We start from the raw sequence: 21518 nt of genomic DNA, 5'->3' as shown, positions 1-21518 counted from the left end.
CTTAATGCCTTAGAGGCTATTTGCCTTGCGCTTTAACTCCGCCATCTCAGCGTCAATCTCTTTTAAATGTGGCGTCTCTGCTTCCAGTATCGAGAGAAACAAGTCTTTTTTGAAAGCTACCAAATCTAAACCTTCAGCTACCGCTTCTGGTACTGAACTACCGACGATATCAACCAAGCGCTCTGCGGCAGTGAGTCTGCCCCAAAGGTAATCGTTTTCCCGAAAGCGTCGGGAAAAGAAAGCGCCAAAGCTCTCCAGCTGCACGCCTTTTAGAATCTCTCTTGCACCGCCCTCACGCAGGGAGTTGGCATCGTCCACAGCTATCCGGTCGACTTTGATTTCGTCCAGCGCATCCATATCGCGTCTCTGCGTCATTGGAAAAATCAACACATCGTAATAAGCAAAGCCCAAGTAGGCACTTAATACCTCACGCACCAAGGTGAGATCTTCAAGCTCCCGACACCACTCGGCTAGCTCACGGTCTAAGGATTCGTCAAAGGCGTTTAAATCAAAGTGATTCTGCACGCGCTCTAAAAAGTAGTCGATCAGATCACACTGGTCTTCATCATAAAAAGCGTCCTTAAACTCAAGACTGCTCCAGTTTAGATGCTCACGCAATCGACCGGAGCTGCTATAGAGGCGAGCTTTTAAACGATCGAGCTGACAGCTCACCCCAGGAATAGTCCGGGTAGCTTCGTCGGTGTATAGTTCATTGCAGCGGCGAATCAGCATCATCACCCGCCGCAAGCGATAACGAATATCATAATCACGCAAAAAGCCGACCCAAGGAGCGCTCTCAGGGTCAAGCGCTCCAATATTTGTGCTACCCAAAGGCCGTATGCCTACGCGGTAAGCCCAAGCTTGCATTTGCCTAGCCGCCTCGTCGTGCTCTAAACCAACACAGCCCTCTTGAAATAGCCCGGCTAATTCATCTAGTAGGCCTAAGACCTTTAAGCGAGTGTAGCCTTCATAAGCGTAGCCAGCTTCACTGGCAGCTCTTGTGTTACTCGCCTCACGCTTACGCCCGATCGCCTCTGCACTGGGCAAGCTACTCAACTCACTGCTTAACAACTCAGACATATCGCTCAGCACTAGTTCCCGAACCCCATTAGCCACCTCGCGATGTAGGTGGACCTCTTGGTTATAGCGCCCAATATCGTCCAGGTCATCGCGGATCGGTTGATGGCGGGGAATACTCGATAGCGCACCCACAATCGTCTTAAAAAAGCTGGGCATATCGCTGGCCGCATCGCTGTTTATCTCTGGGTTAGGCTCGAGGTACACCAAACGTCGATCGATCTGCCGGTGAGCAGTATGTCGCCGCACCGCTTCCAGTGCGACCGATACCGGCTTATTCATTAGCACACTGCCATCAATAAAGGCTGCATCTTCTGCCCGCTTACCCTTGCGGTGAGGTATCGGAAACTGCGAACGGATAAAGGCTTCCCTACCGCGCCAGAGCGTTTTACGCTGCTTCAGCAAAGCATCCATTTCACCAAGGCGAGTGGGTGGAAACGCCCCGGGATAACTACTGGTTGCACGGGCCGCGAAAGCCAGTGAGGGCAGATGATCACGGCCTAAAGTTGAAGCAACTTTTCCATCCGCTGTCACGTGATGGTGAAAATGAAACAAGTGCCGGTGTTCGCGCTCATTAATCTTTGGCGGGTCATGTAGAGGAATGGTCAGTGGATGACCCCAGAAGTCCGTAGCTGTAACAAATAGTTCCAGCGGCAAACTTGCCGGCAATAAGCTGCCTGACTCAGCCCCAGCTGTATCGCCCATAGACTCCAAAGCATCGAGCATCATTTCGCTCATGCGCTTGCCGGAAAAAGGCGGTTCGAACCAACGTGAACGCATAAACAGTGACAGATTACGAAGCATCTCTGGCGGCTCCATAACTGCACCTTGGCGCCGCGCAGCGCGGCGCAAGCGCAACTTCGCCAACCAGAATAAGGGCCGCATATAAATCTTGGACAGACGTCCCGCTCGGGCATCAGGGTCGAGCAGCTCTTCTACGTCGGCTAAGTTCAGCCACAGTTCGCGATGATCATCCAGCGACAAGTCAAAGGCTAGGGCTCGAGCCAACATGATGCCGTTGATCCCACCAGCCGAGGCCCCTGCAATGACATCCACCAATACCCGCAAACGGATCGTGCCACCAACTTTCTGCAACATACGAAAATAGACCGCTTCGGTATCTGCTTCACCTCGATGACCATCGAGATCGCTATACTCGGCGCTAGCGGCCTCTGCTGCAGGTAACGAGTGATAAACATGCGAAGCGCGAATCAACTTGAGGATTTCACGTGTGATGCCGTGCATATAAACTGCTAGTGAAACGCCACCGTAACAAACCAGCGCCAAGCGCAATTCGCGCTCGGGGATGGCTTCTGGCGAAGGTGTACTCATTCAAACTATTCCTTGTATCCAAGCAAGCGACTATCTACACATTACACAATACCATGCTCCGCTACGCACTGCGCACAGCGCACAGCGCTGGTACCATGCCAGCGCTGTTTAAACGGCGTTTAGCAAGTGGAAATGGCCTTCAAGGCTAGGCTCTGCTGCCAGTAGTAATCACGGGGACGCATCAATACTTGAGCCAGCGGCCCTCATCGTCTGCTAGCACCCACTGACGGGCATACCAGAAAAACTCAGCTCCGCGCTCCGTCGATGGCGCAGTACAGTTAACCTTATTTCGCCCTGCACGAAACGGCGGTAATGCAACGGTAAACTGCGCCGCCTCCCGGGTCAGCGCCAAGGCCTCACCTGTTGAGCTGTAGCAGGCTAGCTGCTCCCTTCGGTAGGGACCATCAGCAGTGAGGGTAAAGCGCAGTTCTTGAGGCGCTGCACTGATATCAGCAATGAACATCTGACCCGCCTGAACATCGGCTACGGGCAGGGGCCGTGTATTGAGTGCCATGGCCAACCTCTCTAGGCTGTCGTAAGACTGAGCCATAGGAAAGCGAGGGATTTCGGTAGTTGCAGTGCTAGCTCCAAGGGCTCCGGACTGCTGCGCTAAACCATAGTAATTACGTGCCTCAACAAGGGCTTGCAGTGCCGGCGAATATTCACCAAATGGGTAAGCAAAGGCCGGCACGAATAATTCAGCAAACTTCTGCTTTAGTACTGCGGCGCTGTGATCTATCTCGGCGCTAACACGCTTAGTCCAATCATCTGTGACACCTGTCTCACTGCCGCGCAGCAGATGTTCATGGCTAATAGAATGAGCACCAAAGGTAGCCAGACCAGAGTCGGCGAGCTCTGCTAAATCTTGCCAAGACATGCTGCCATCGTATCCACGCTCTACCGCTTTGGTGGCCACGAACACGGTAAAGGGCATAGCGCGCGACACGAGCTCGGGCAAAGCCACTCGATGAACAGATTCATAGGCATCGTCAAAAGTAATAGCAACGGCGTTTTCTGGAACTTCGCCGCCACCGTATATAGCGTCAAGCAGTTCTTTTAATGGCATCACGACAAAGCCATTCTCTTGAATATAGTCGAGCTGCCGCCTGAACTGCTCAGGCCTAACACTGGTGCTGGCAGGAGTGTTCTCATCGACATGGTGGTACATCAAAATCACAGCGTGATCTGCACTTGCGCTCAATACGACGCCACTCAATAACAATGCCAGTAGGAAGCGCATTAGGAGCTGCCCCCCTGTTCGCTTTGTAGGCGTTGATACTGGGCAATCATGCTGCGAATATCATCCACATACTCAGAGCGGCGCTCAGAGTAAAAACTCAGTGTTTTGGCTAAGGCCATGCCCGCTAGCGGTTTTTCGGCCTCTCGTAATGCCAAGCGCAGATGACGAAAACCTGCATAACTCGGATGGGTATTAAGATTATTCATATAGCGGCGTATGGCCTCTGAGACAGAGCTAAAGGCTTCCACTTCGTGATGTGCACCCGCAGGGCGATTATTAGGGACTATGCCGCAGCCTTCGATATAGCACCACTGCCCGAAGAGATTATTAGCCTCTACTGCGAAACGTGAGCGGCCCCAAGCTGACTCTTTAGCAGCTTGCACCAGGGCCAAATCCAATGGAATCGTATCAACCCGCAGCAGCAACTTCTCCAACAAGGCATCCTGAGCCTCAGCAGCGCCCCACTCTAGCTCATATTGCACCGACAATTTGCGCAGCCAACGCCTATCCAACATGGATAGTGAGCGACCATCGGCGCGCTTCTTCTGTAAAACAAGCAGCCGCGCACGCTGTTGTTGAATACTTTCATTATGATGCTCAATTATCGGCGTCAGATAGCTGTAAAAAGCTTGCTTCATCTCCGTCACATCTTCAATGGCGCTAAAATCCGGCAACGCAGCGAAATTAGAGCGCTCAAGCCAAGGTCTTTGCCATAGAACTAGCAAAAACAGAGCAATTAGGAATAGATAAAGCAAAATACGGCGTTCTTTAGGGATTTGGCGGACTGATTTAATCAATGGCATAGCTAGCGCTGAACTCCTCTATCTTGGACGCTCACTAAGGGTGATTATCGCGTATCCGCAGCGCTATGCAAAAAACTACTGCGCTTATATTTTGTAGTCATAAAAAGGCCCTAGCTATAGATATGCAGACCAAAAAATGGCGATAATGGCACATAACAAAAAACTAGCAAAAATAACTGAGGTATTGTATGAGCACCACGAAATATCTAGTCGTATATGACCCCACTCAAGAGGCCCAACCGGCCCTGACTCGGATGATTAAGCTCGCAGAAAGCACTAAGGCCGAGTTGAGCGTTTTTTGTTGTATCTATGAAGACCTGCCGCGCAAGGATACTCGGGCTGCTGAAATTAAGAAGCGGATCACAGCACAACAGGAGGTTCTCAACAGTGCTGTAGCCAGCCTACGAGATAAAGGCGTAACGGTAGCGATAGAAGTCGAATGGGACAGCGACTGGTATCAAGCAGTGGTGCGCGCTGCACTGCGCCACCAAGTTGGCGCCGTGGTAAAAGCCTCGCGCACCTATTCCAATGCTCGTCGACGCCTCAAGAGAACCTCCGACTGGACGCTCATCAGAGAATGTACTTGCCCTGTACTGCTGGTTAAGGGCGAAGGCAACAACAACGCCGATACGATCCTGGCCGCTTTGGATCCTCGCAGCGATGAAGATGCCTACCGTGCACTTAATGAAAAAATCCTAGCTATATCTCGCGAGTTATTTGAGCAAGGCGAAGCTAATGTGCACTACGTCAGTGCCTATCAAAAACTCGCCAACCGACCAGATCGAGGCTCGCTGGTACGCGCTTGTGGTGTGCCTAGTGATCAGATCCACATCGTGATGGACGAAGCTGATACGGCAATCACAAAAACTGCTAAAGATGTTGGCGCAGGCTTAGTCATAATGGGCAGCTCATCACGCTCGGGCTTGTCGGCGATGATCAACAATAACGCTGCGGAAAAAGTGCTGGACCAGCTAGAGTGCGACCTTCTGGTGCTGCCCTAAGCGCTTATCGCTTAGGGCCACGCCGCTGCCTGCTGTTTGAGCACTAATAGTTAGGCGTTCTAAGATCAATTAAAAAATGCATGTAGCCGCCTAGCCTCTGCCCCTTAGCTTCACGGCTTAAGGGGCAGAGCACTGGCATCTAAAGTGCCACAAACATTATGCCTGAATTGACTCGCAGCCCCTTTGCGAATCAAAGCTTGTAAGGTAATGGCCGTAGATGCCCTCAGACCATGCACTCATGCAAACTTAGCCAGTACATCCTCGGCAAAACGACGCATCGTCTTGATTTTGACCTCCAAATCTCTGACATCATCACCTTTGTCGAGGTATACAGACTCCCCCCAGGGGCTTGGCATCCAAGGTGACATCACCATCATCTCAGTGACCCCCATCGCGCTAAAGTCGCGCAAAATCTCATCGCTATAGGGCTCTAAAGGAGCTATCGCAATAGCAAAACCTTCAGCGGGCTTTTTCATTTCCTGCCTGAAAGCCAGCAATTGATCACATATCGGCTTAGCCAATTCACGTGTTAAAGGTAGACCCAGCCAGCCGTCTTGGGAGGCAGCTCGACGCAAGGCAAGCTTAGCAGCGCCGCCACTCCAAAACTTTACTGGCGCTGTCGGTGCAGGGTGCATCATGGCGTTGTGGATATTAAAGAAATCCCCGTCATAGTTGACTTCTTCTCCTGTCAGCAAAAGGCGCACCACCTGCAGCAGCTCATCCATCCGCTTGCCACGGGTTCTAAAATCTACACCGACGATATCGTACTCTTCCTTCAGCCAGCCAACAGAGACCCCACAAGTCATCCGGTTGCCACTCATGACAGCCGCAGTACCCACAGATCGGGCCACCGTAAAGGGATCTCGCAAGGCGGCCAAATAGATATTAGTCGCGAACTGCAACTTGTTGGTGACCGCGGCCATCGAGCTCATCACAATCCAAGGGTCAGGCCAAGGCGTATCGGAGGGAATCCAAAACTCGCCGTCATCGGTATAGGGGTACTTACTGTCGTACTGCGCTGGAAACACGAGGTGATCGGCCAGTGTTAGGCCATGAAAGCCTAAGGCCTCGGCTTCACGAGCCAATGCTAGATACTGATCGGTCTCAGGAATAGTGGTTAAGGAAAGCCAGAATTTCATTATATAGTCTCTTCACAGCGGCCTCTTTCACCAAGCTGCCGCTTTTGATCGATTGCCTAGCAGCCCGTTTTAGACCTTGTTGGCCTCAAGCTGATCGAACTCCCAAAATGCGCGCAGGTTTTTAATCTTGCCATGCTCATCAACGGCATAATTGATGACCATGTCAATCCAAGTCACCGAGCCATCGGCCGCTTTCAAAATAAAGATGCCTCCGTTAAGGCACTCGTTTCCACATGCAATGGATTGGCGAATATTTGGCTGAATAGTCACTTGAGAGACGATGTTGTCCCAAAACGCCGCAACCGTCTCTTTGCCATGGTGGCCACGACCTTCGGGGTCGTAGGGGGAAGGGCCAACCGGATCTTCAATCACTGCATCGTCAGCAAACAAGTCGATCCAAGCTTCGCGGTCGCCTGCTAAAACATTGCGCATTGAACTGATCGATGCGTCTCTGGCAGGGTGTTTTGGGGCATTTAATAGGACATCAATATTCATAGACTAAAGTCTCTTATTGTGAATGTTTGGCAAGCAGCAACTCGCGAGTGCACTGTTATGACAGTCCAGCCTTCATGCTCCCACCAATAAATATAAGCTAGCAAGCATAAGCTTAAGAACGTCATTTTATCAAGTGACATGCCGGCATATTAGATTGTAGCTGCACTGTTTTTTCCAGTGATGATGTAAGCACAACTATGGGTTTACCTGGGCCGCTATTGCTGCGTCGCTAAGACTTAGTGTGCAGGCAACAAATGAAGCAGCACCCTCGACTCGTCGTAGTTTAAAAGCGCTTGTACTGCTAGTGCAGATAGGGTAGTCATCCACAGCAACAAAGCTGTGCAACTCTAAGAGACTCGCAGCATAATACCTAGAGAGCTTTTATGCTGCAGTAGGATAGCTGTGCTATTTGAGCTTCAGCTTGTGGTAGCACAGCTCTACTGACTAGGTTTTCAACTTCGCTGGCAACCGACACATAACAAGGGGTTTATATGACAGATTGGACAGGACGCGTCTGCGTCATTACTGGGGCTGGCAGCGGTATCGGCGCTGGACTTGCCCGCCACGCACTACAGCGCGGCATGAAAGTCGTTTGCGGCGACATCGACGAGGCTGGTTTACAAGATTTAGCTAAGCATGCAGCAAAGACTAAAGGCCAACTCAGCACCCGTGTTTTAGATGTCAGTGATGCCGATGCGGTAGCGGATTTTGCCGAGTGGGTGTACGCGGAGCATGGCAAAGTTCACTTACTATTCAACAACGCTGGAGTATTGGTGGATGGTAAATGCTGGGAGCGACCGCTGCAGGACTGGCGCTGGATTATCGATGTCAATTTAATGGGGGTAGTGCACGGTCTGCATCACTTTGTGCCGCGCATGTTGCAACAAGGCGAGCCAGCACGGGTAATCAACACGGCCTCCATCGGTGGCTTACTGGGTGGAGGGACTTTTATGGGCCCATACCAGAGCGTCAAGCACGCCGTAGTGGCACTCACTGAAAGCCTCTATAGAGAATTGGCGCAAGAGCCTGGCGAGGTGAAAGCTTCGGTGCTATGCCCGTCAGAAGTGGATACAGGCATCTGGCGCTCTGAGCGCCTGCGACCGGCGGAGCAACAGGTAAAACTAGGCGAGTCCGAGCAGCAATTCCACGAAGCCCTTGCCAACCATATAGCAGCGGGACTATCGCCCGACGAATTTGCCGTATTAGTTTTTAAAGGTATCGAAGCTGGCCAATTCTGGCTGATCCCCGATACCGCGTTCATGCCCTTACTCAAGATGCGCTATGAGGAGATCGAGCAGCAGGATCTTCCAGCAACAGAAACTAAAATTGATTTTGAGTAGCTGTACACGGCCACCTGCCCTTAGCAAGCCAGAAAGGATCGCTAACTGATCTCATCGTCTTGATGAGGGCAAGGAAACAGCTTTGTAAGAGCCAGGCAGTATCCATATCAAGTTTCGTTATAACCATATCAATATTCGTTACTTTTTATATCAACGCTATTCCTGTACAAGGTGCAGCAACAACAGCACGACATCTCTTGAACTGGATACTTTTATGAGAATTATCAGCACCTTGGGGCTCGCCGCCTTGACACAACTAATGCCAATCGCCGCCCATGCCACCAATGGCTATCTCAGCCACGGCTACAGCACTATCAACAAAGGAATGGCCGGTACCGGAACCGCCTTGGCGCAAGACAGCATAGCAGCCGCAACTAACCCTGCTGGTATGGCTTTTATTGGTGACCGTGTTGACGCTGGCTTCGAAGTGTTTTCTCCTCGCCGAGAGTATTCCGTGAACGGCGCAATGCCCCCGCCCCCTGCTTTCTCTCTGCAGCCAGGAACCTATGAAAGCAGCCGAGAAGGCTTTGTTATTCCCCATTTTGGTTATAACAATCAAATTTCAGAGAACACTACCTTTGGCGTCTCAGTTTATGCCAATGGCGGTATGAATACTGATTATCCTGCTAGCAATGGCGGCCCCTTTTACGGTGGCCGCACTGGCGTGAACTTAGAACAACTTTTCATTGCGCCGACTTGGACTTGGAAAGTTTCTGACAAACACGCTGTCGGCATTGCACCGATCATTGCTTACCAGCGCTTTGAGGCAAAGGGGCTGCAAAATTTCGCAGCCTTCTCTTCAGCACCAGATTCACTGAGCAACAATGGCAGTGATGAAGCCTGGGGCTATGGCTTCCAGCTCGGCTGGCAGGGCGAAATTAGCGAGACCCTAAGGGCTGGTGCCAGCTGGCGCTACATTCTAGAAATGGATGAGTTTGATAAATATCGAGGTCTGTTTGCCGAACAGGGCGACTTCGATATTCCGCAGATGTTCAATCTGGGACTTGCTTGGTCAGGCATCAGTGACCACTGGCTCCTGCTTGATGTTCAGCATATTCGTTATAGCGAAATCAACAGTGTCGGCAACCCACTGCTGCCCAATCTGATGAGCGCTGCTCTTGGTGATGACAAGGGTGCCGGCTTTGGCTGGGATGACATGACCATCGTTAAGCTCGGCTGGCAATGGCAACAGAGCTCCAAACAGGTCTGGCGAGCAGGCTTGAGCTACGGAGAAAACCCGATTTCTGATGAAGACGTGCTATTCAATATTTTAGCGCCGGGCGTTCAAGAGTGGCACTTCAGCGGTGGTTTCACCCGCCATCTATCCGACAAGCTAGAACTGTCTGGCATGCTCTTTTACTCCCCTGCTAAGAGTGTTTCAGGAGCCAACCCCTTGGCTCCTGGCCAGACCATTGAGTTAGAGATGAAGCAAATCGGCGCATCGATTAGCATCGGCTGGAAACTCTAAACTGCGCAGCTGTCTACAGTGGCTGTCATCATCTAAGGCGGCCACTTTCCATTTCAAACTAAACACCCAAACACAGAGCAGTAACAGATTAAGCAGCCAGCTCTGGCTGCAATTCTAATCTACTCAAGTTCAAGCTAAGAAATTTGCTGTATCAATTATGGCAAATTAGGATTGCAGCACCTAAGCCATTAGTAAAAGTTAGTGCCCCCACCGCCAATCCCATACACTGCTCTACAATAAAGCTAGTGGCAGAACTGGGTGAAAAGTATCTATAGCACTCAGCTGCAAGCTAGGGACCAAGGCCAAGACATTGCTCTAGCCAATGCCAACATAGAGAATCACTACTGATGGAACTCATTGAAATCACCGATATCAGCCGCCAACAAAACCGGCGCTATACTCCTAGGGGAGAGCCCCGCGGCTATATTGAAACACAGCGCTTGCGGGAGCTATGGTTCAATACTGGCACTGCTTGCAACTTGGCCTGCCCATTTTGTCTTGAAGGCTCAAAGCCTGGCGATGACCGACTTCAATTAATGACTCTGGCAGACGTTAAACCCTTTATTGATGAAGCCCTTCAGCTGGGCGTAGAAAACTTTTCCTTTACTGGCGGTGAGCCTTTTGTTGCCCGTGATATGCACAACATTTTAGCCTACGCTGCCCAGCACAGGCCTTGCCTCGTACTGACTAACGGTACTGCACCCTTGCGCCAGCGACTGGATCAAATTGCCCCTTTGATAGAGGCAGCGCAGCCCATCCGTTTCCGTATCAGCATCGACTATCCAGAGCCCGAACGGCACGAAGCCGGTCGCGGGCCAGGTACATTTAATGAAGCCTTGGCTAGCATGAAAGCCTTATACGACTTAGGCTTTAAAGTGTCTCTGGCACGGCAGTGGGAGCCCGAGGAGGACACGCCCGCGGTAGAGGCAAGCTTCCGCAAGCACCTGCGTGAATATGGCCTACCGGAGGACTTAGCGCTGGTCTCCTTCCCAGACTTTGCTCCACCCAATAGTCAAGTACAGACCCCAGAGATTACCGAGCACTGTATGACCACCTACCATTCGGTGCAAAGCCGCGCCGATTTTATGTGCGCTTTCAGCCGTATGGTGGTGAAGAAGGACGGCCAAAGCAGAGTCTACGCCTGCACTTTGGTGGACGACGACAGTGACTACGACCTCGGTGGCAGCCTGCGTGAAAGCCTCGCAGCGCAGGTCATGCTCAGCCACCACCGCTGTTACAGCTGTTTCAAATACGGCGCGTCCTGCAGCGAAGAATAAAAACCGCTTAAATTAGCCGCCATAGGCCATAGCTAGGGCGGTAACTATCTCGCCCTTAGCTTAAAAAGGAATATCAGGTGCAACCAGTCTATAAAAAGCTACTTATTGTCGTCGCGGGGCTTAGCGCAGTTGCTCTCTTTTTCTTACTCGACCTCGGGCGTTATTTAAGCCTGGCTTTTCTGCAACAGCAGATCGACAACCTACAAAGCTACTACAGCGATAAGCCAGTGCTGAGTTGGCTGCTATTTCTATTGATTTATATCGCCGTCACCGCCCTATCGATACCCGGCGCGGTGATCATGACCCTTGCCGGCGGTGCTGTGTTCGGTTTTAGCACCGGCTTGCTGCTGGTCTCTTTTGCATCAAGCCTTGGCGCCACCCTAGCCTTTTTAGTAGCCCGATACCTATTACGCGACACTGTGCAACAGCGCTTTGGTGATCGGCTAAAAACCTTTAATCAAGGCATTGAAAAAGACGGGGCCTTCTATTTATTTACGCTGCGTTTAGTGCCCGTATTCCCATTTTTTCTAATCAATCTAGTGATGGCCTTGACGCCACTTAAGACCTGGACCTTTTACTGGGTCAGCCAGCTGGGTATGCTCGCGGGTACCGCTGTATATGTTAATGCTGGCACCCAAGTGGCGCAGCTCAGTAGCCCCGGAGATATCCTCTCTCCCAGCTTAATTGGAGGCTTTGTGCTGCTCGGTGTATTCCCCTGGCTCGCCCGCGCCATTCTGGCACCTTTGCAGCGAGCTAAGGTTTATCGGGGCTGGACAAAACCCAAACACTTTGACCGCAACCTCATTGTGATCGGGGCCGGCTCTGGCGGCTTAGTCAGTGCCTATATCGCGGCCACCGTCAAAGCTGGCGTTACTTTGGTAGAGCAAGAGCGCATGGGCGGCGACTGTCTCAACACTGGCTGCGTGCCATCAAAAGCTTTAATTAAAAGTGCCCAAGTGGCCTCCTTAGCTAAGCATGCTCCGGACTACGGCCTAAAGCCCTTGAACCCTGAGGCTGATTTCGATGCTGTTATGAATAGAATTCAGCAGGTAATCAAAACCATCGAGCCCCACGATTCAGTGGAGCGCTACAGCGCGCTGGGCGTTGATTGCCGCCAAGGGACTGCACGGCTGATTTCACCCTGGGAAGTTGAAATCAGCAATAGCGAAGGCCAACAGACCTTGAGCGCCCGCAACATCATCATTGCCACTGGCGCCAGCCCACGTATACCTGCCTTGCCTGGGCTGGAGCAAATCGACTACCTCACTACCGAAAGCTTGTGGGAAATCCGCCACCAGCCAGACCGTCTGTTGATTCTCGGCGGAGGCCCGATCGGCTGCGAGCTGGCCCAGTCCTTCGCACGTTTGGGCAGTCAAGTTACTCTGCTACAGCGCTCAGCTCAGGTTTTGCCACGGGAAGATGATGATGCCGCCGAGCTAGTAGCCAATGCTCTGCGCCGAGACGGCGTCGAAGTGCTGGTGAAGCACCTGGGACAGCGCGTGGCCGTCGAGGACGGCGAGAAAGTACTATATGCCGATCATCAAGGCCAAAGCCTGCGCCTAGTATTTGATCAGCTAATGATCGCAGTCGGGCGCCAAGCCAATACCGACAAGCTAGGTCTTGATACCTTAGATATAGGGATCAAAGACAACGGCACTATTGCCCTCAACGATTTCCTGCAGACCCGCTTACCGAACATTTACGCTGTCGGCGATGTCGCCGGTCCCTACCAGTTTACCCATACCGCAGCGCACCAAGCTTGGTATGCCGCAGTTAATGCCTTGTTCGGGCGTTTCAAAAAGTTTCGGGTGGACTATTCAGTGATCCCCTGGTGCACCTTTACCAGCCCAGAAGTGGCACGAGTAGGACTCAACGAAAAAGACGCCACTGCACAGGGCATAAAGTTTGAAGTGACCCGCTATGACATCGATGATTTAGACCGCGCTATTGTCGATGGCAACGCGGAAGGCTTCGTCAAAGTGCTGACAGTTCCGGGCTCAGACCGCATCTTGGGCGTGACTATTGTGGCTAATCACGCCGGTGACCTAATTGCCGAATACATCTTGGCAATGAAACACGGACTTGGCCTGAATAAAATTCTCGGCACTATCCATATCTACCCCACCCTTGCAGAAGCCAATAAATTTGCCGCTGGGGAGTGGAAGAAAGCTCATGCACCGCAAGGACTGTTAAAGATTGTAGAGCGTTATCATCGCTGGCAGCGCAAATGAGTGGGCAATCGAGCATGCAGCAACTTGCTAACTTATCGCAGCATTTCGCCGTCAATTAGGCACAACTAGGCTCTGAATAAGGGCCAAATAGGTCGCATTGCGGTTTTATTGTAAGGCAATTTCCTGTATAAACGGCGTCAATTTCACTCTGCTTGAAGGCCAATCACTTTGTTTACTGCGCCGCCATAAACCCTCTCTCGGCAAACGAAGTGCCTACCTTCTAGCGACACTGTCAACAGACTTGGTACGCGTGTAGCGATAAGTGTTTTTACACTCATACAAACGCAAATTCTGTAGCTATCCCCCCAAAGACTGGACCAGTCCAAAGCTGCATATGTCGTTATTGCTAACTATATACAGGATTTTCTATGCTTGAAAAAATGAAACATGAGTGGTTCTCCAACATACGTGGGGACCTGCTCGCAGGTATTGTGGTTGCCCTAGCCTTGATCCCTGAGGCCATCGCCTTCTCGATCATTGCGGGTGTAGATCCTAAGGTTGGCTTATACGCCTCGTTTTGTATCGCTGTCATCATTGCGTTCGTTGGCGGTCGGCCGGGAATGATCTCAGCGGCAACGGGTGCCATGGCACTTTTAATGGTCACCCTCGTCAGAGAGCACGGCTTAGAGTATCTGCTAGCAGCCACTCTGCTAACGGGTGTATTTCAAATCTTAGCGGGCTATTTGCGGCTCGGCGCTTTAATGCGCTTTGTATCTCGCTCGGTGGTAACCGGCTTTGTTAACGCACTCGCTATTTTGATCTTTATGGCGCAGCTGCCCGAATTAACTAACGTCACTTGGCATGTCTACGCCATGACAGCGGCTGGCCTGGGAATTATCTACCTCTTCCCCTATGTACCGGTGGTGGGCAAAACAATCCCCTCTCCCTTAGTCTGTATTGTCACTTTAACTATCGTTGCCATCATCTTAGGACTCGATATTCGCACTGTAAGTGATATGGGTGAGCTACCTGATACCCTGCCTATTTTCCTGTGGCCTGATGTACCGCTCAACCTCGAAACCCTGATGATCATTCTGCCCTACTCGATAGGTCTGGCGGTGGTTGGCTTGCTTGAGACCATGATGACAGCCACCATCGTGGATGATTTAACCGATACCAAAAGTGATCGCGACCAAGAGTGTAAAGGTCAGGGTATTGCCAACATCGGTGCCGGTTTGATGGGTGGCATGGCTGGCTGTGCAATGATTGGCCAGTCTATTATCAACGTCAAATCCGGTGGTCGCGGGCGACTATCCACCTTTACTGCAGGTAGCTTCCTGATCATTATGGTGGTGTTCCTCGATGAATGGCTGCAGCAAATCCCAATGGCGGCACTGGTCGCAGTGATGATTATGGTTTCAATCGGTACCTTCTCGTGGGCTTCGGTGAGAGACCTCAAGAAACACCCCCTCTCAACCAATATCGTCATGATATCAACGGTAATCGTCGTTGTTGCCACCCATAACTTAGCCCTTGGCGTATTAGTAGGTGTGTTACTGGCAACCTTGTTCTTCGCCAACAAGATTGCTCGCTTCATGGTGGTCAAATCCGAGCAAGCTGAGGAAGGAGTTCGGGTTTACAAGGTCATAGGCCAAGTATTCTTTGCCTCCTCGGAGCAATTTATTGAGTCATTTGACTTGAAGGAAGCGGTTGATAAGGTCGTGATTGATCTGTCTCAAGCCTATTTTTGGGATATCACTGCGGTGTCTTCTCTTGATAAAGTGGTAATTAAGTTCCGGCGCGAAGGTGCAGATGTGGAGGTGATCGGCATGAGTAAGGCTACCGAGACCATTGTCGATAAATTTGGCGTCCACAATAACCCCCAAGAAGTTGAAAAGCTGATTGGCGGCCACTAAGGAGAGGACAATGAAAAAGATAATTACATGTGTGGATGGTTCGGTGTATGCCGACGCAGTGTGTAAGGCGGGTATTTGGGCCGCTAAAAAACTGGATAAAACCCTCCTGTTTTTGCACGCCATTGAAAAGCAGTACACCGGCAACATAGATGACTTGAGCGGCGCCATCGGCCTTGGCGCCCACTCATCACTCCTACAGGAAATGGCCTCTCTGGATGAGCGTCGCAGCAAGCTGGCATTAGAGGCGGGCAAAAACATGCTCGAACACGCCGCGCACTTGGCCAAAGCGCAAGGCTGCAAAGCGATCGAAAAAACCCAGCGCCACAGCGATATTGTAGAAGCGATATTCGACCTTGAGGACGATGCCCGTCTGATCGTCATTGGCCGCTCTGGTGAGACTCACGGCAAGAACTTCAAAGCCATAGGCTCCCATATAGAACAGATCATTCGGCAGGTGCACACACCGGTACTGATCGCTAACAAGAACTTCTCAGAGCCGAACAGCTTTATGCTGGCTTATGATGGCCGGGAAACCGCTGACAAGGCGGTAAAGCGTATCATCGACGGTGGTTTACTGCGCAACTTGAGCTGTCACCTAGTGACGGTAAAGAACCGTGAGAGTGCCTTGTTAGACAAGTTCAAGCACACCGAGAAACTACTGATCGACAGTGGCTTTGAGGTTCAATCCAGTTTCTTAGAGGGGAATATTTTCAACTCGCTAACCGACTACCAATCCAAGCACAATGTGGAGCTACTGGTCATGGGCGCCTTTTCACGCTCTAAATTGGCACAGGCATTCTTGGGCAGCAACACCCTAAAAATGCTTGAGAACAGCCACTTGCCCCTGGTGGTTTTACGCTAAGATTTCAACTTGCTAAAACTGGCAACTCACTCGGCTAGGGCTCATTAAGCCCTAGCCGACTCGAGTATCAGATCGGCTGCCTTCTCGGCAATCATAATAATCGCCGCGCTAGGGTCCCCGGTGGTAATTCTGGGCATGACCGAGCCATCAACCACCCTCAGCCCCTCGACACCATAGACCTGAAGCTTGTCATTCACTACCGCAAGCTCATCATGCCCCATCTTACAGCTCCCCACAGCTTCATAGTTGACGCTAGAAGTGTTGCGAAAAAACTCATCGAGCTCGCCATCGCTGTTGCACTGCTCTCCCGGCAAATATTCACGACCTCGGTATGGCTCGTAAGCCGACTGAGAAAAAATGTCGCGGGACACCCTCACTCCCCGGCGCAGCGCTTCCAAATCGCGTTGATCAGACAGATAGTTAGCATCAATGATTGGTGTATCCATGGGGTCGGCAGAGCGCAACTGTATCTGTCCACGGCTTTCTGGCCGGGTTAAAATGACCAAATTGCTGACACCATGTTCCTGTATCGCTTCGCCATTCCCAGTCAGCATGGGTATTAAATAATATTTAAGGTCCAACTCATTGTGGCCAGTGGCACCGGAACGCAGATACGCCACAGCATCAGTACTATTACTGGCTAAAGGCCCGCCGCGGGTCAGTAAATAGCGCAGGCCTGCTTTTACTTTAGCGAAATGGCTGCTGACTAGCTTGTAGTCGGTGACAGGCAAGGGACAAGTCATCTGCACTGATGTGCCGATATGGTCGTGCAGGTTGTGTCCCACGCCTTTTAGATCCACCCGCGGCTTGATACCAACTGAACGCAGGTGATCCGCACCTCCGATACCTGAGAGCATTAGCAGCTGCGGCGACTGGAAAGTACCACCACAGGAAATAACTTCCCGCGAGGCATAAACCTGTTTTGTTTCAGAGCCCTGACGATATTGGGCCCCAACAACACGCGGCCCCTCAAAGAGCAATTGAGTGACATGTGCATTGGTTTCTATGTGGAGGTTTTTACGCTTGCGGATAGGCTTCAAATAAGCGGCTGCCGTACTGACCCGGCGCCCTCTTTTAATAGTACGATCAGAGGGTCCAAAGCCTTCTGGCTTAGCGCCATTGTGGTCGTCGCTGTAGGGAAAACCTGCTTGCAGCGCCGCCTCTAACCAGGCCTGCTGTGCTGGGTTAGTGATCTTCGCCTGGGTCACCGGCAGGGGGCCGTCGCCGCCGTGAAACTCTGACTCACCGTGCTCATAGCTCTCAGCGCGCTTGAAATAAGGCAAGACCTCCGAATACGACCAACCAGAATTACCTTCACTAGCCCAGAGATCGAATATTTCTGGCGCGCCGCGGCTGTAGCACATGCCATTAATCGAGCTGCTACCACCCAGTACTTTACCGCGCGCATCATTTAACACGCGATTATTCATATGCTTCTGTGGCGCAGTTTCATAGTGCCAGCTGAACATACCGCCTTGCAGCATCAAAAAAAAGCCGGCCGGCATGTGAATCAAGGGACTTTTATCAGGCCCACCTGCCTCGAGTAGCAAGACTTTGCTCTGCGGATCAGCGGACAAGCGGTTGGCTAATACACAGCCAGCAGAGCCCGCCCCTATCACGATAAAATCATATTCAGTCTGTAGCATACTTTTCGTCTATACCTCTTGGCTTGCTGGTCTCGCAAAGATCACGAGCACTGTTTTTATGAAATCTAGAATAAGCCATTTGCCTATGGCATCACTTTTCTAAGATGCCCGTAGCGACCAAAGATCAAGATTGATGGTCTAGCCGCTTGGGCACTTTAGAAGGGGTAGTGCCTCGGAATTCGCTGCACGCTCATCCACTGTACAGTGGAAAACTCTTCGATCGCCCAATCGCCATTAAAGCGCCCTAGGCCGGAGTTTTTCTCACCGCCAAAGGGCATGTGCGCCTCATCATTCACTGGCATATCGTTGACATGGACCATGCCGGCCTTGATCTTAGAGGCAAATCGCTGCCCTCGTGCTAAATCACCAGAGAAAACCGCACTGGACAAGCCATACTCCGTGGCGTTGGCTAACTCCAGTGCATGTTGCTCATCTCGTGCTTTATGAATACCCACTAAGGGGCCAAAAATTTCATCGCTACTGATCTGCATATCGGCGCTCACATCACCAAAGATATAAGGGGATAGCAACTGTCCTTGTATTTCGCCCTCCAGCAAGACGCTTGCAGCCTGTGCTTTAGCTTGGCTTATTTTCTTCTGCAAACTCTCCAGCTGAGCCTTGTTGATGATCGGGCCAATAGCGGTTTCCATCAAGGCAGGGTCTCCGACCGGCAAGGTCTTGACCTGGCTAACAAAGCTTTCAACAAAGCGATCGTAGATAGTTTGATCGACAATAATGCGGTTAATCGCCATGCAGATTTGCCCTTGGTGTAAAAACTTGCCGAACACCGCGGCTTTCACGGCCTGCTCCACATCTGCATCATCGAGTACCACAAAGGGGCTATTGCCTCCTAACTCTAAAGCAACTCGCTTCAGGTAAGGCCCGCTGCTAGCAATCTTGCCAATGCTCTTGCCCACCGGTGTTGAACCGGTGAAAGAAATTAGCGAAGGAACTGCGTGTGCGACAAAACCATCGCCAATGGTCGATCCCGGCCCAACCACCACACTTAGCAAGCCCGCGGGCAAACCCGCTTCCTCAAAGATTCGACCCAGCAACAAGCCGCCAGTAATCGGCGTATCGCTTGCCGGCTTAATCACCACTGCGTTGCCCAAGGCCAGTGCTGGAGCCACCGAGCGCTGTGACAGGTGTAACGGGAAGTTCCAAGGGCTAATCACGCCCACCACTCCCAAGGGCTTGCGAAACACATAGTTGTCTTTGCCCGGCACATCACTGCTCATGGTGGCACCATGCATTCTGCTAGGCATGCTAGCGGCTTCTAATGTAATGCCACGGGCACTGCCCCATTCAATGGTGGCCTTTAGGCGGGTACTGCCTGACTCGCGAATCAGCCAATCAATAATTTCTTCTTTACGCTGATCAAAAATAGCTACCACCCGATGTAAGAGCGCTGATCGCTCGGCTGGGGAGGTCTCAGCCCAAGCTAGCTGAGCCTTGGCAGCCGCACGATAACTCAGATCCACATCGGCCATGCTGCAGGAGCGGATTGAAAGCAAAGTTTCGCCAGAATAAGGGTTTAGAACAGGGCGGGACTCTTCACCGGAGCCTTCCCGCCACTCCCCCGCCAATAGTTGCAGATGAAAGTCCTGATAGATTTCGCTCATGGCTTAATTCTCGCTTTATATCTTGGCTATGGCTGGTTAAGAGTGTATTAGCCTACTCAGATCCATAGTACTGCTATAAGCAGAGAACTTCATCAGGGGCTTAAGGCGGTAGGGGAAGAGGTCTTCAGGAGAGAGGAAAGTATAAAGAGCTTATACTAAGCCGGTGCACAAGTTCTTGCTGTGCACCGGTAGTAAGACTAAGAGATCAAGCGCTATTAACGCGTTGCAGCGGCGGGGAATTCCCCTTTTTTGTCTGAGATAACAATTTCCACTCGGCGGTTTTGCTGACGGCCTGCGGCGTTATCGTTACTCGCTACTGGATAATCCTGGCCTAGGCCACGAGTTTCCATGCGCGTGCTAGAAATACCACGGTCGATCAGCGATGTGCGTACTGCATCAGCACGACGCTTAGAAAGCTCTTGGTTATAAGAGGCAGCACCGGTAGAGTCCGTATGGCCCTCAATTAGCAGACGACGCTCAGGATTGTCATTCATGAACTCAGTCAGCTGATCGATGGCCTTATAAGCACCTGACAGCAATTCAGCTTTGTTGGTCTCAAACAGCACATCGCCCAAGGTCAGCACAATGCCACGCACAGTGCGCTCGGCTTGCAGGGCGGCTAGCTCCTCTTCCATAGCACGGGCCTCTGCCAGTGCAGCTGCAGCCTCTGCTCGAGCAGCTTCTGCGGCAGCGCGAGCTGCTTCTGCTTCACGTGTTTGTGCTGTTGCAGTCTGTCTGGCGCGCTCAGCTTCAGCAGTACGAGCAGTCAGCAATACTCGGTTGGTCTCTGCCTCTGTGCGAGCAATAGCATCACGAGCCGTTTTTTCTGCAGCGCGCTGCTGAACGATTTCAGCGTAGCGGCTAGCCAGATAGGCGTGGTTGCGCACTTGTTCAATATCACCGCCCTTAGCCAGCACTGACTCGGACAACTGAAGTTGCTTGCGGGCATTCTCGAGTTGCGCGCCTGCAACCTGGGAAGCCAAAGGAAGCTGACTAGCACTAGCTACAGCCGCTTTAGCCTGATCCAGCTCATTAATACTTTCTGGCTGACTCGCACATGCGCCTAAGAAAAGCACTAAGCCCGCTGTTAAACCTGTTGATACGATGTTTTTCACATTGATCTCCTATTTCAGTTAGTCACTGAGCGATTCGTTTCACGGCGCAGGGTTTCGAGGCTGCCCTGTACTTCTCGCAAGGCTTCTTCTGCCTGCGCCCGATCCGTTTCTGCCACAGCCAACTGAGCATCGAGCTCGGCTTCTGATGCCAGCATCAAAGCACGCTTGTTGTCACCGCTAGCTACAGCTTTGTTTGCTTCAGCCAACTTCTCGCGTGCACGCTGCAATGTCGCCGTGCTGTACTGCTGGCCGCCTTTGCTCTGTGCAACTTCGATATAGGACTCTGCCCTGCTCAGCTCACGAGTGGGCTTTTCAATAGATGATGCACAGCCAGACAGCAGGGAGACTGACAACACAGACGTCCCTACAAGCGCCATAATTTTTTTCTTCATATTTGTTACTCCTTGTAGTAGCAAAATCCAAGTCGATAGCAATCGACTAATATCACTTGGTGATTTTATAAGAATTGGGCTTAAAAAGCGCTAACTGTCTATATGCAGCAATTGGCATTAAGCAGTGAAGCGCAATTAAACAACCCAGCTGGGATTTGGGCAGCGCGCTAGCATCACTGAAGCCATGAGCTAAAGATCAAGCGTCAATTAGCAAGCCGGGCAGCAAGCACGAACTGCTTAACCACTACTCATTAAGGCTTGCTTAACTAAGCTAATAAGCCATTATTTTTAATGCCAAATAGGGTGCAACAACCAAGACCAGAGTGATCACCTTATAGAGACTCAAAAAATCAAAATACTTTTCGCTCAGGGCCTTATCATCAAAATTAAACAACTTCGCATGAATCGACGATATCGTATCCCTCATAAATATTAGCACTAGGGTCGCAAACAATAGATAAGCAATATTAATTATGGAAGCCCAGCCCAATAGGGCTGTCAATTGAGAAACTGTCATCTTTAAGCCTTTCTCTATCCTACTACAGCATACTAGACGCTTTTCACAAACTTGCATTTCAATCTAGTTCAAGCACCTGAGCCTCATAGAAAGCCCTGCACTAAT

The 21518-nt window shown here is 51.3% G+C and carries 17 protein-coding genes; 7 read left to right on the top strand and 10 right to left on the bottom strand.

Features of this window, described 5'->3' with window-relative positions; translation table 11 throughout:
• Window positions 1–9: 9 nt before the first annotated feature.
• From H2508_RS01170 to H2508_RS01160, 3 genes are all read right to left on the bottom strand, one after another.
• Window positions 10–2409: a patatin-like protein gene (locus H2508_RS01170; protein WP_182168583.1), complete on the bottom strand. Its 2400-nt coding sequence runs from the start codon at window positions 2407–2409 to the stop codon at window positions 10–12.
• A gap of 181 nt (window positions 2410–2590) precedes the next feature.
• Window positions 2591–3649: a polysaccharide deacetylase family protein gene (locus H2508_RS01165; protein ID WP_182168582.1), complete on the bottom strand. Its 1059-nt coding sequence runs from the start codon at window positions 3647–3649 to the stop codon at window positions 2591–2593.
• Window positions 3649–4452: a glucosaminidase domain-containing protein gene (locus H2508_RS01160; protein WP_182168581.1), complete on the bottom strand. Its 804-nt coding sequence runs from the start codon at window positions 4450–4452 to the stop codon at window positions 3649–3651. Before H2508_RS01160 ends, H2508_RS01165 begins: the two co-directional genes overlap by 1 nt.
• A 188-nt stretch (window positions 4453–4640) precedes the next feature.
• On the opposite strand from H2508_RS01160, the gene H2508_RS01155 reads away from it, so the two are divergent.
• Window positions 4641–5453, top strand: a complete 813-nt coding sequence (locus H2508_RS01155) for a universal stress protein (protein WP_182168580.1) — start codon at window positions 4641–4643, stop codon at window positions 5451–5453.
• A 236-nt stretch (window positions 5454–5689) separates the two neighbouring features.
• On the opposite strand, the gene H2508_RS01150 is transcribed toward H2508_RS01155, so the two are convergent.
• Together H2508_RS01150 and H2508_RS01145 are read right to left on the bottom strand one after the other, a co-directional pair.
• Entirely contained in the window at window positions 5690–6592 is a 903-nt protein-coding gene (locus H2508_RS01150) for a TIGR03619 family F420-dependent LLM class oxidoreductase (protein WP_182168579.1), read from the bottom strand.
• A gap of 69 nt (window positions 6593–6661) precedes the next feature.
• Window positions 6662–7087, bottom strand: coding sequence for a nuclear transport factor 2 family protein (locus tag H2508_RS01145; protein WP_182168578.1), 426 nt, complete (start codon window positions 7085–7087; stop codon window positions 6662–6664).
• Window positions 7088–7578: 491 nt separating this feature from the next.
• Here H2508_RS01145 and H2508_RS01140 point away from each other — a divergent pair, with 491 nt between their 5' ends.
• The 6 genes from H2508_RS01140 to H2508_RS01115 all read left to right on the top strand — a co-directional run bounded on the left by H2508_RS01140 (window position 7579) and on the right by H2508_RS01115 (window position 16121).
• Window positions 7579–8427, top strand: a complete 849-nt coding sequence (locus H2508_RS01140) for an SDR family NAD(P)-dependent oxidoreductase (protein ID WP_182168577.1) — start codon at window positions 7579–7581, stop codon at window positions 8425–8427.
• Window positions 8428–8641: 214 nt separating this feature from the next.
• Complete coding sequence (locus H2508_RS01135; RefSeq protein WP_182168576.1) at window positions 8642–9895, top strand: OmpP1/FadL family transporter; 1254 nt, start codon at window positions 8642–8644, stop codon at window positions 9893–9895.
• A 347-nt stretch (window positions 9896–10242) separates the two neighbouring features.
• Window positions 10243–11172, top strand: coding sequence for a radical SAM protein (locus H2508_RS01130; protein WP_182168575.1), 930 nt, complete (start codon window positions 10243–10245; stop codon window positions 11170–11172).
• Window positions 11173–11249: 77 nt separating this feature from the next.
• Window positions 11250–13403 (top strand): FAD-dependent oxidoreductase, encoded by a 2154-nt coding sequence (locus H2508_RS01125; RefSeq protein WP_182168574.1) that lies wholly within the window; start codon window positions 11250–11252, stop codon window positions 13401–13403.
• Between the two features lie 368 nt (window positions 13404–13771).
• The gene (locus H2508_RS01120; RefSeq protein ID WP_182168573.1) at window positions 13772–15259 is read left to right on the top strand and encodes a SulP family inorganic anion transporter; all 1488 of its coding nucleotides are present in this window, start codon (window positions 13772–13774) and stop codon (window positions 15257–15259) included.
• 10 nt (window positions 15260–15269) lie between these two features.
• A complete protein-coding gene (locus H2508_RS01115; protein ID WP_182168572.1) occupies window positions 15270–16121 on the top strand; it encodes a universal stress protein in 852 nt (283 codons plus the stop codon).
• Between the two features lie 44 nt (window positions 16122–16165).
• On the opposite strand, the gene H2508_RS01110 is transcribed toward H2508_RS01115, so the two are convergent.
• From H2508_RS01110 to H2508_RS15205, 5 genes are all read right to left on the bottom strand, one after another.
• Entirely contained in the window at window positions 16166–17767 is a 1602-nt protein-coding gene (locus H2508_RS01110; protein ID WP_182168571.1) for a GMC family oxidoreductase, read from the bottom strand.
• A 155-nt stretch (window positions 17768–17922) separates the two neighbouring features.
• Window positions 17923–19389: an aldehyde dehydrogenase family protein gene (locus H2508_RS01105; protein ID WP_182168570.1), complete on the bottom strand. Its 1467-nt coding sequence runs from the start codon at window positions 19387–19389 to the stop codon at window positions 17923–17925.
• Window positions 19390–19604: 215 nt separating this feature from the next.
• The gene (locus H2508_RS01100) at window positions 19605–20504 is read right to left on the bottom strand and encodes an OmpA family protein (RefSeq protein ID WP_182168569.1); all 900 of its coding nucleotides are present in this window, start codon (window positions 20502–20504) and stop codon (window positions 19605–19607) included.
• Window positions 20505–20518: 14 nt separating this feature from the next.
• Window positions 20519–20896, bottom strand: a complete 378-nt coding sequence (locus H2508_RS01095) for a DUF4398 domain-containing protein (protein WP_182168568.1) — start codon at window positions 20894–20896, stop codon at window positions 20519–20521.
• Window positions 20897–21167: 271 nt separating this feature from the next.
• Window positions 21168–21413, bottom strand: a complete 246-nt coding sequence (locus H2508_RS15205; RefSeq protein ID WP_328799277.1) for a DUF6868 family protein — start codon at window positions 21411–21413, stop codon at window positions 21168–21170.
• Window positions 21414–21518: the final 105 nt, after the last annotated feature.

Source organism: Sediminihaliea albiluteola (assembly GCF_014077625.1).
GTDB classification, from domain to species: domain Bacteria; phylum Pseudomonadota; class Gammaproteobacteria; order Pseudomonadales; family Halieaceae; genus Sediminihaliea; species Sediminihaliea albiluteola.
This window is presented reverse-complemented; position numbering and strand designations above follow the sequence as displayed.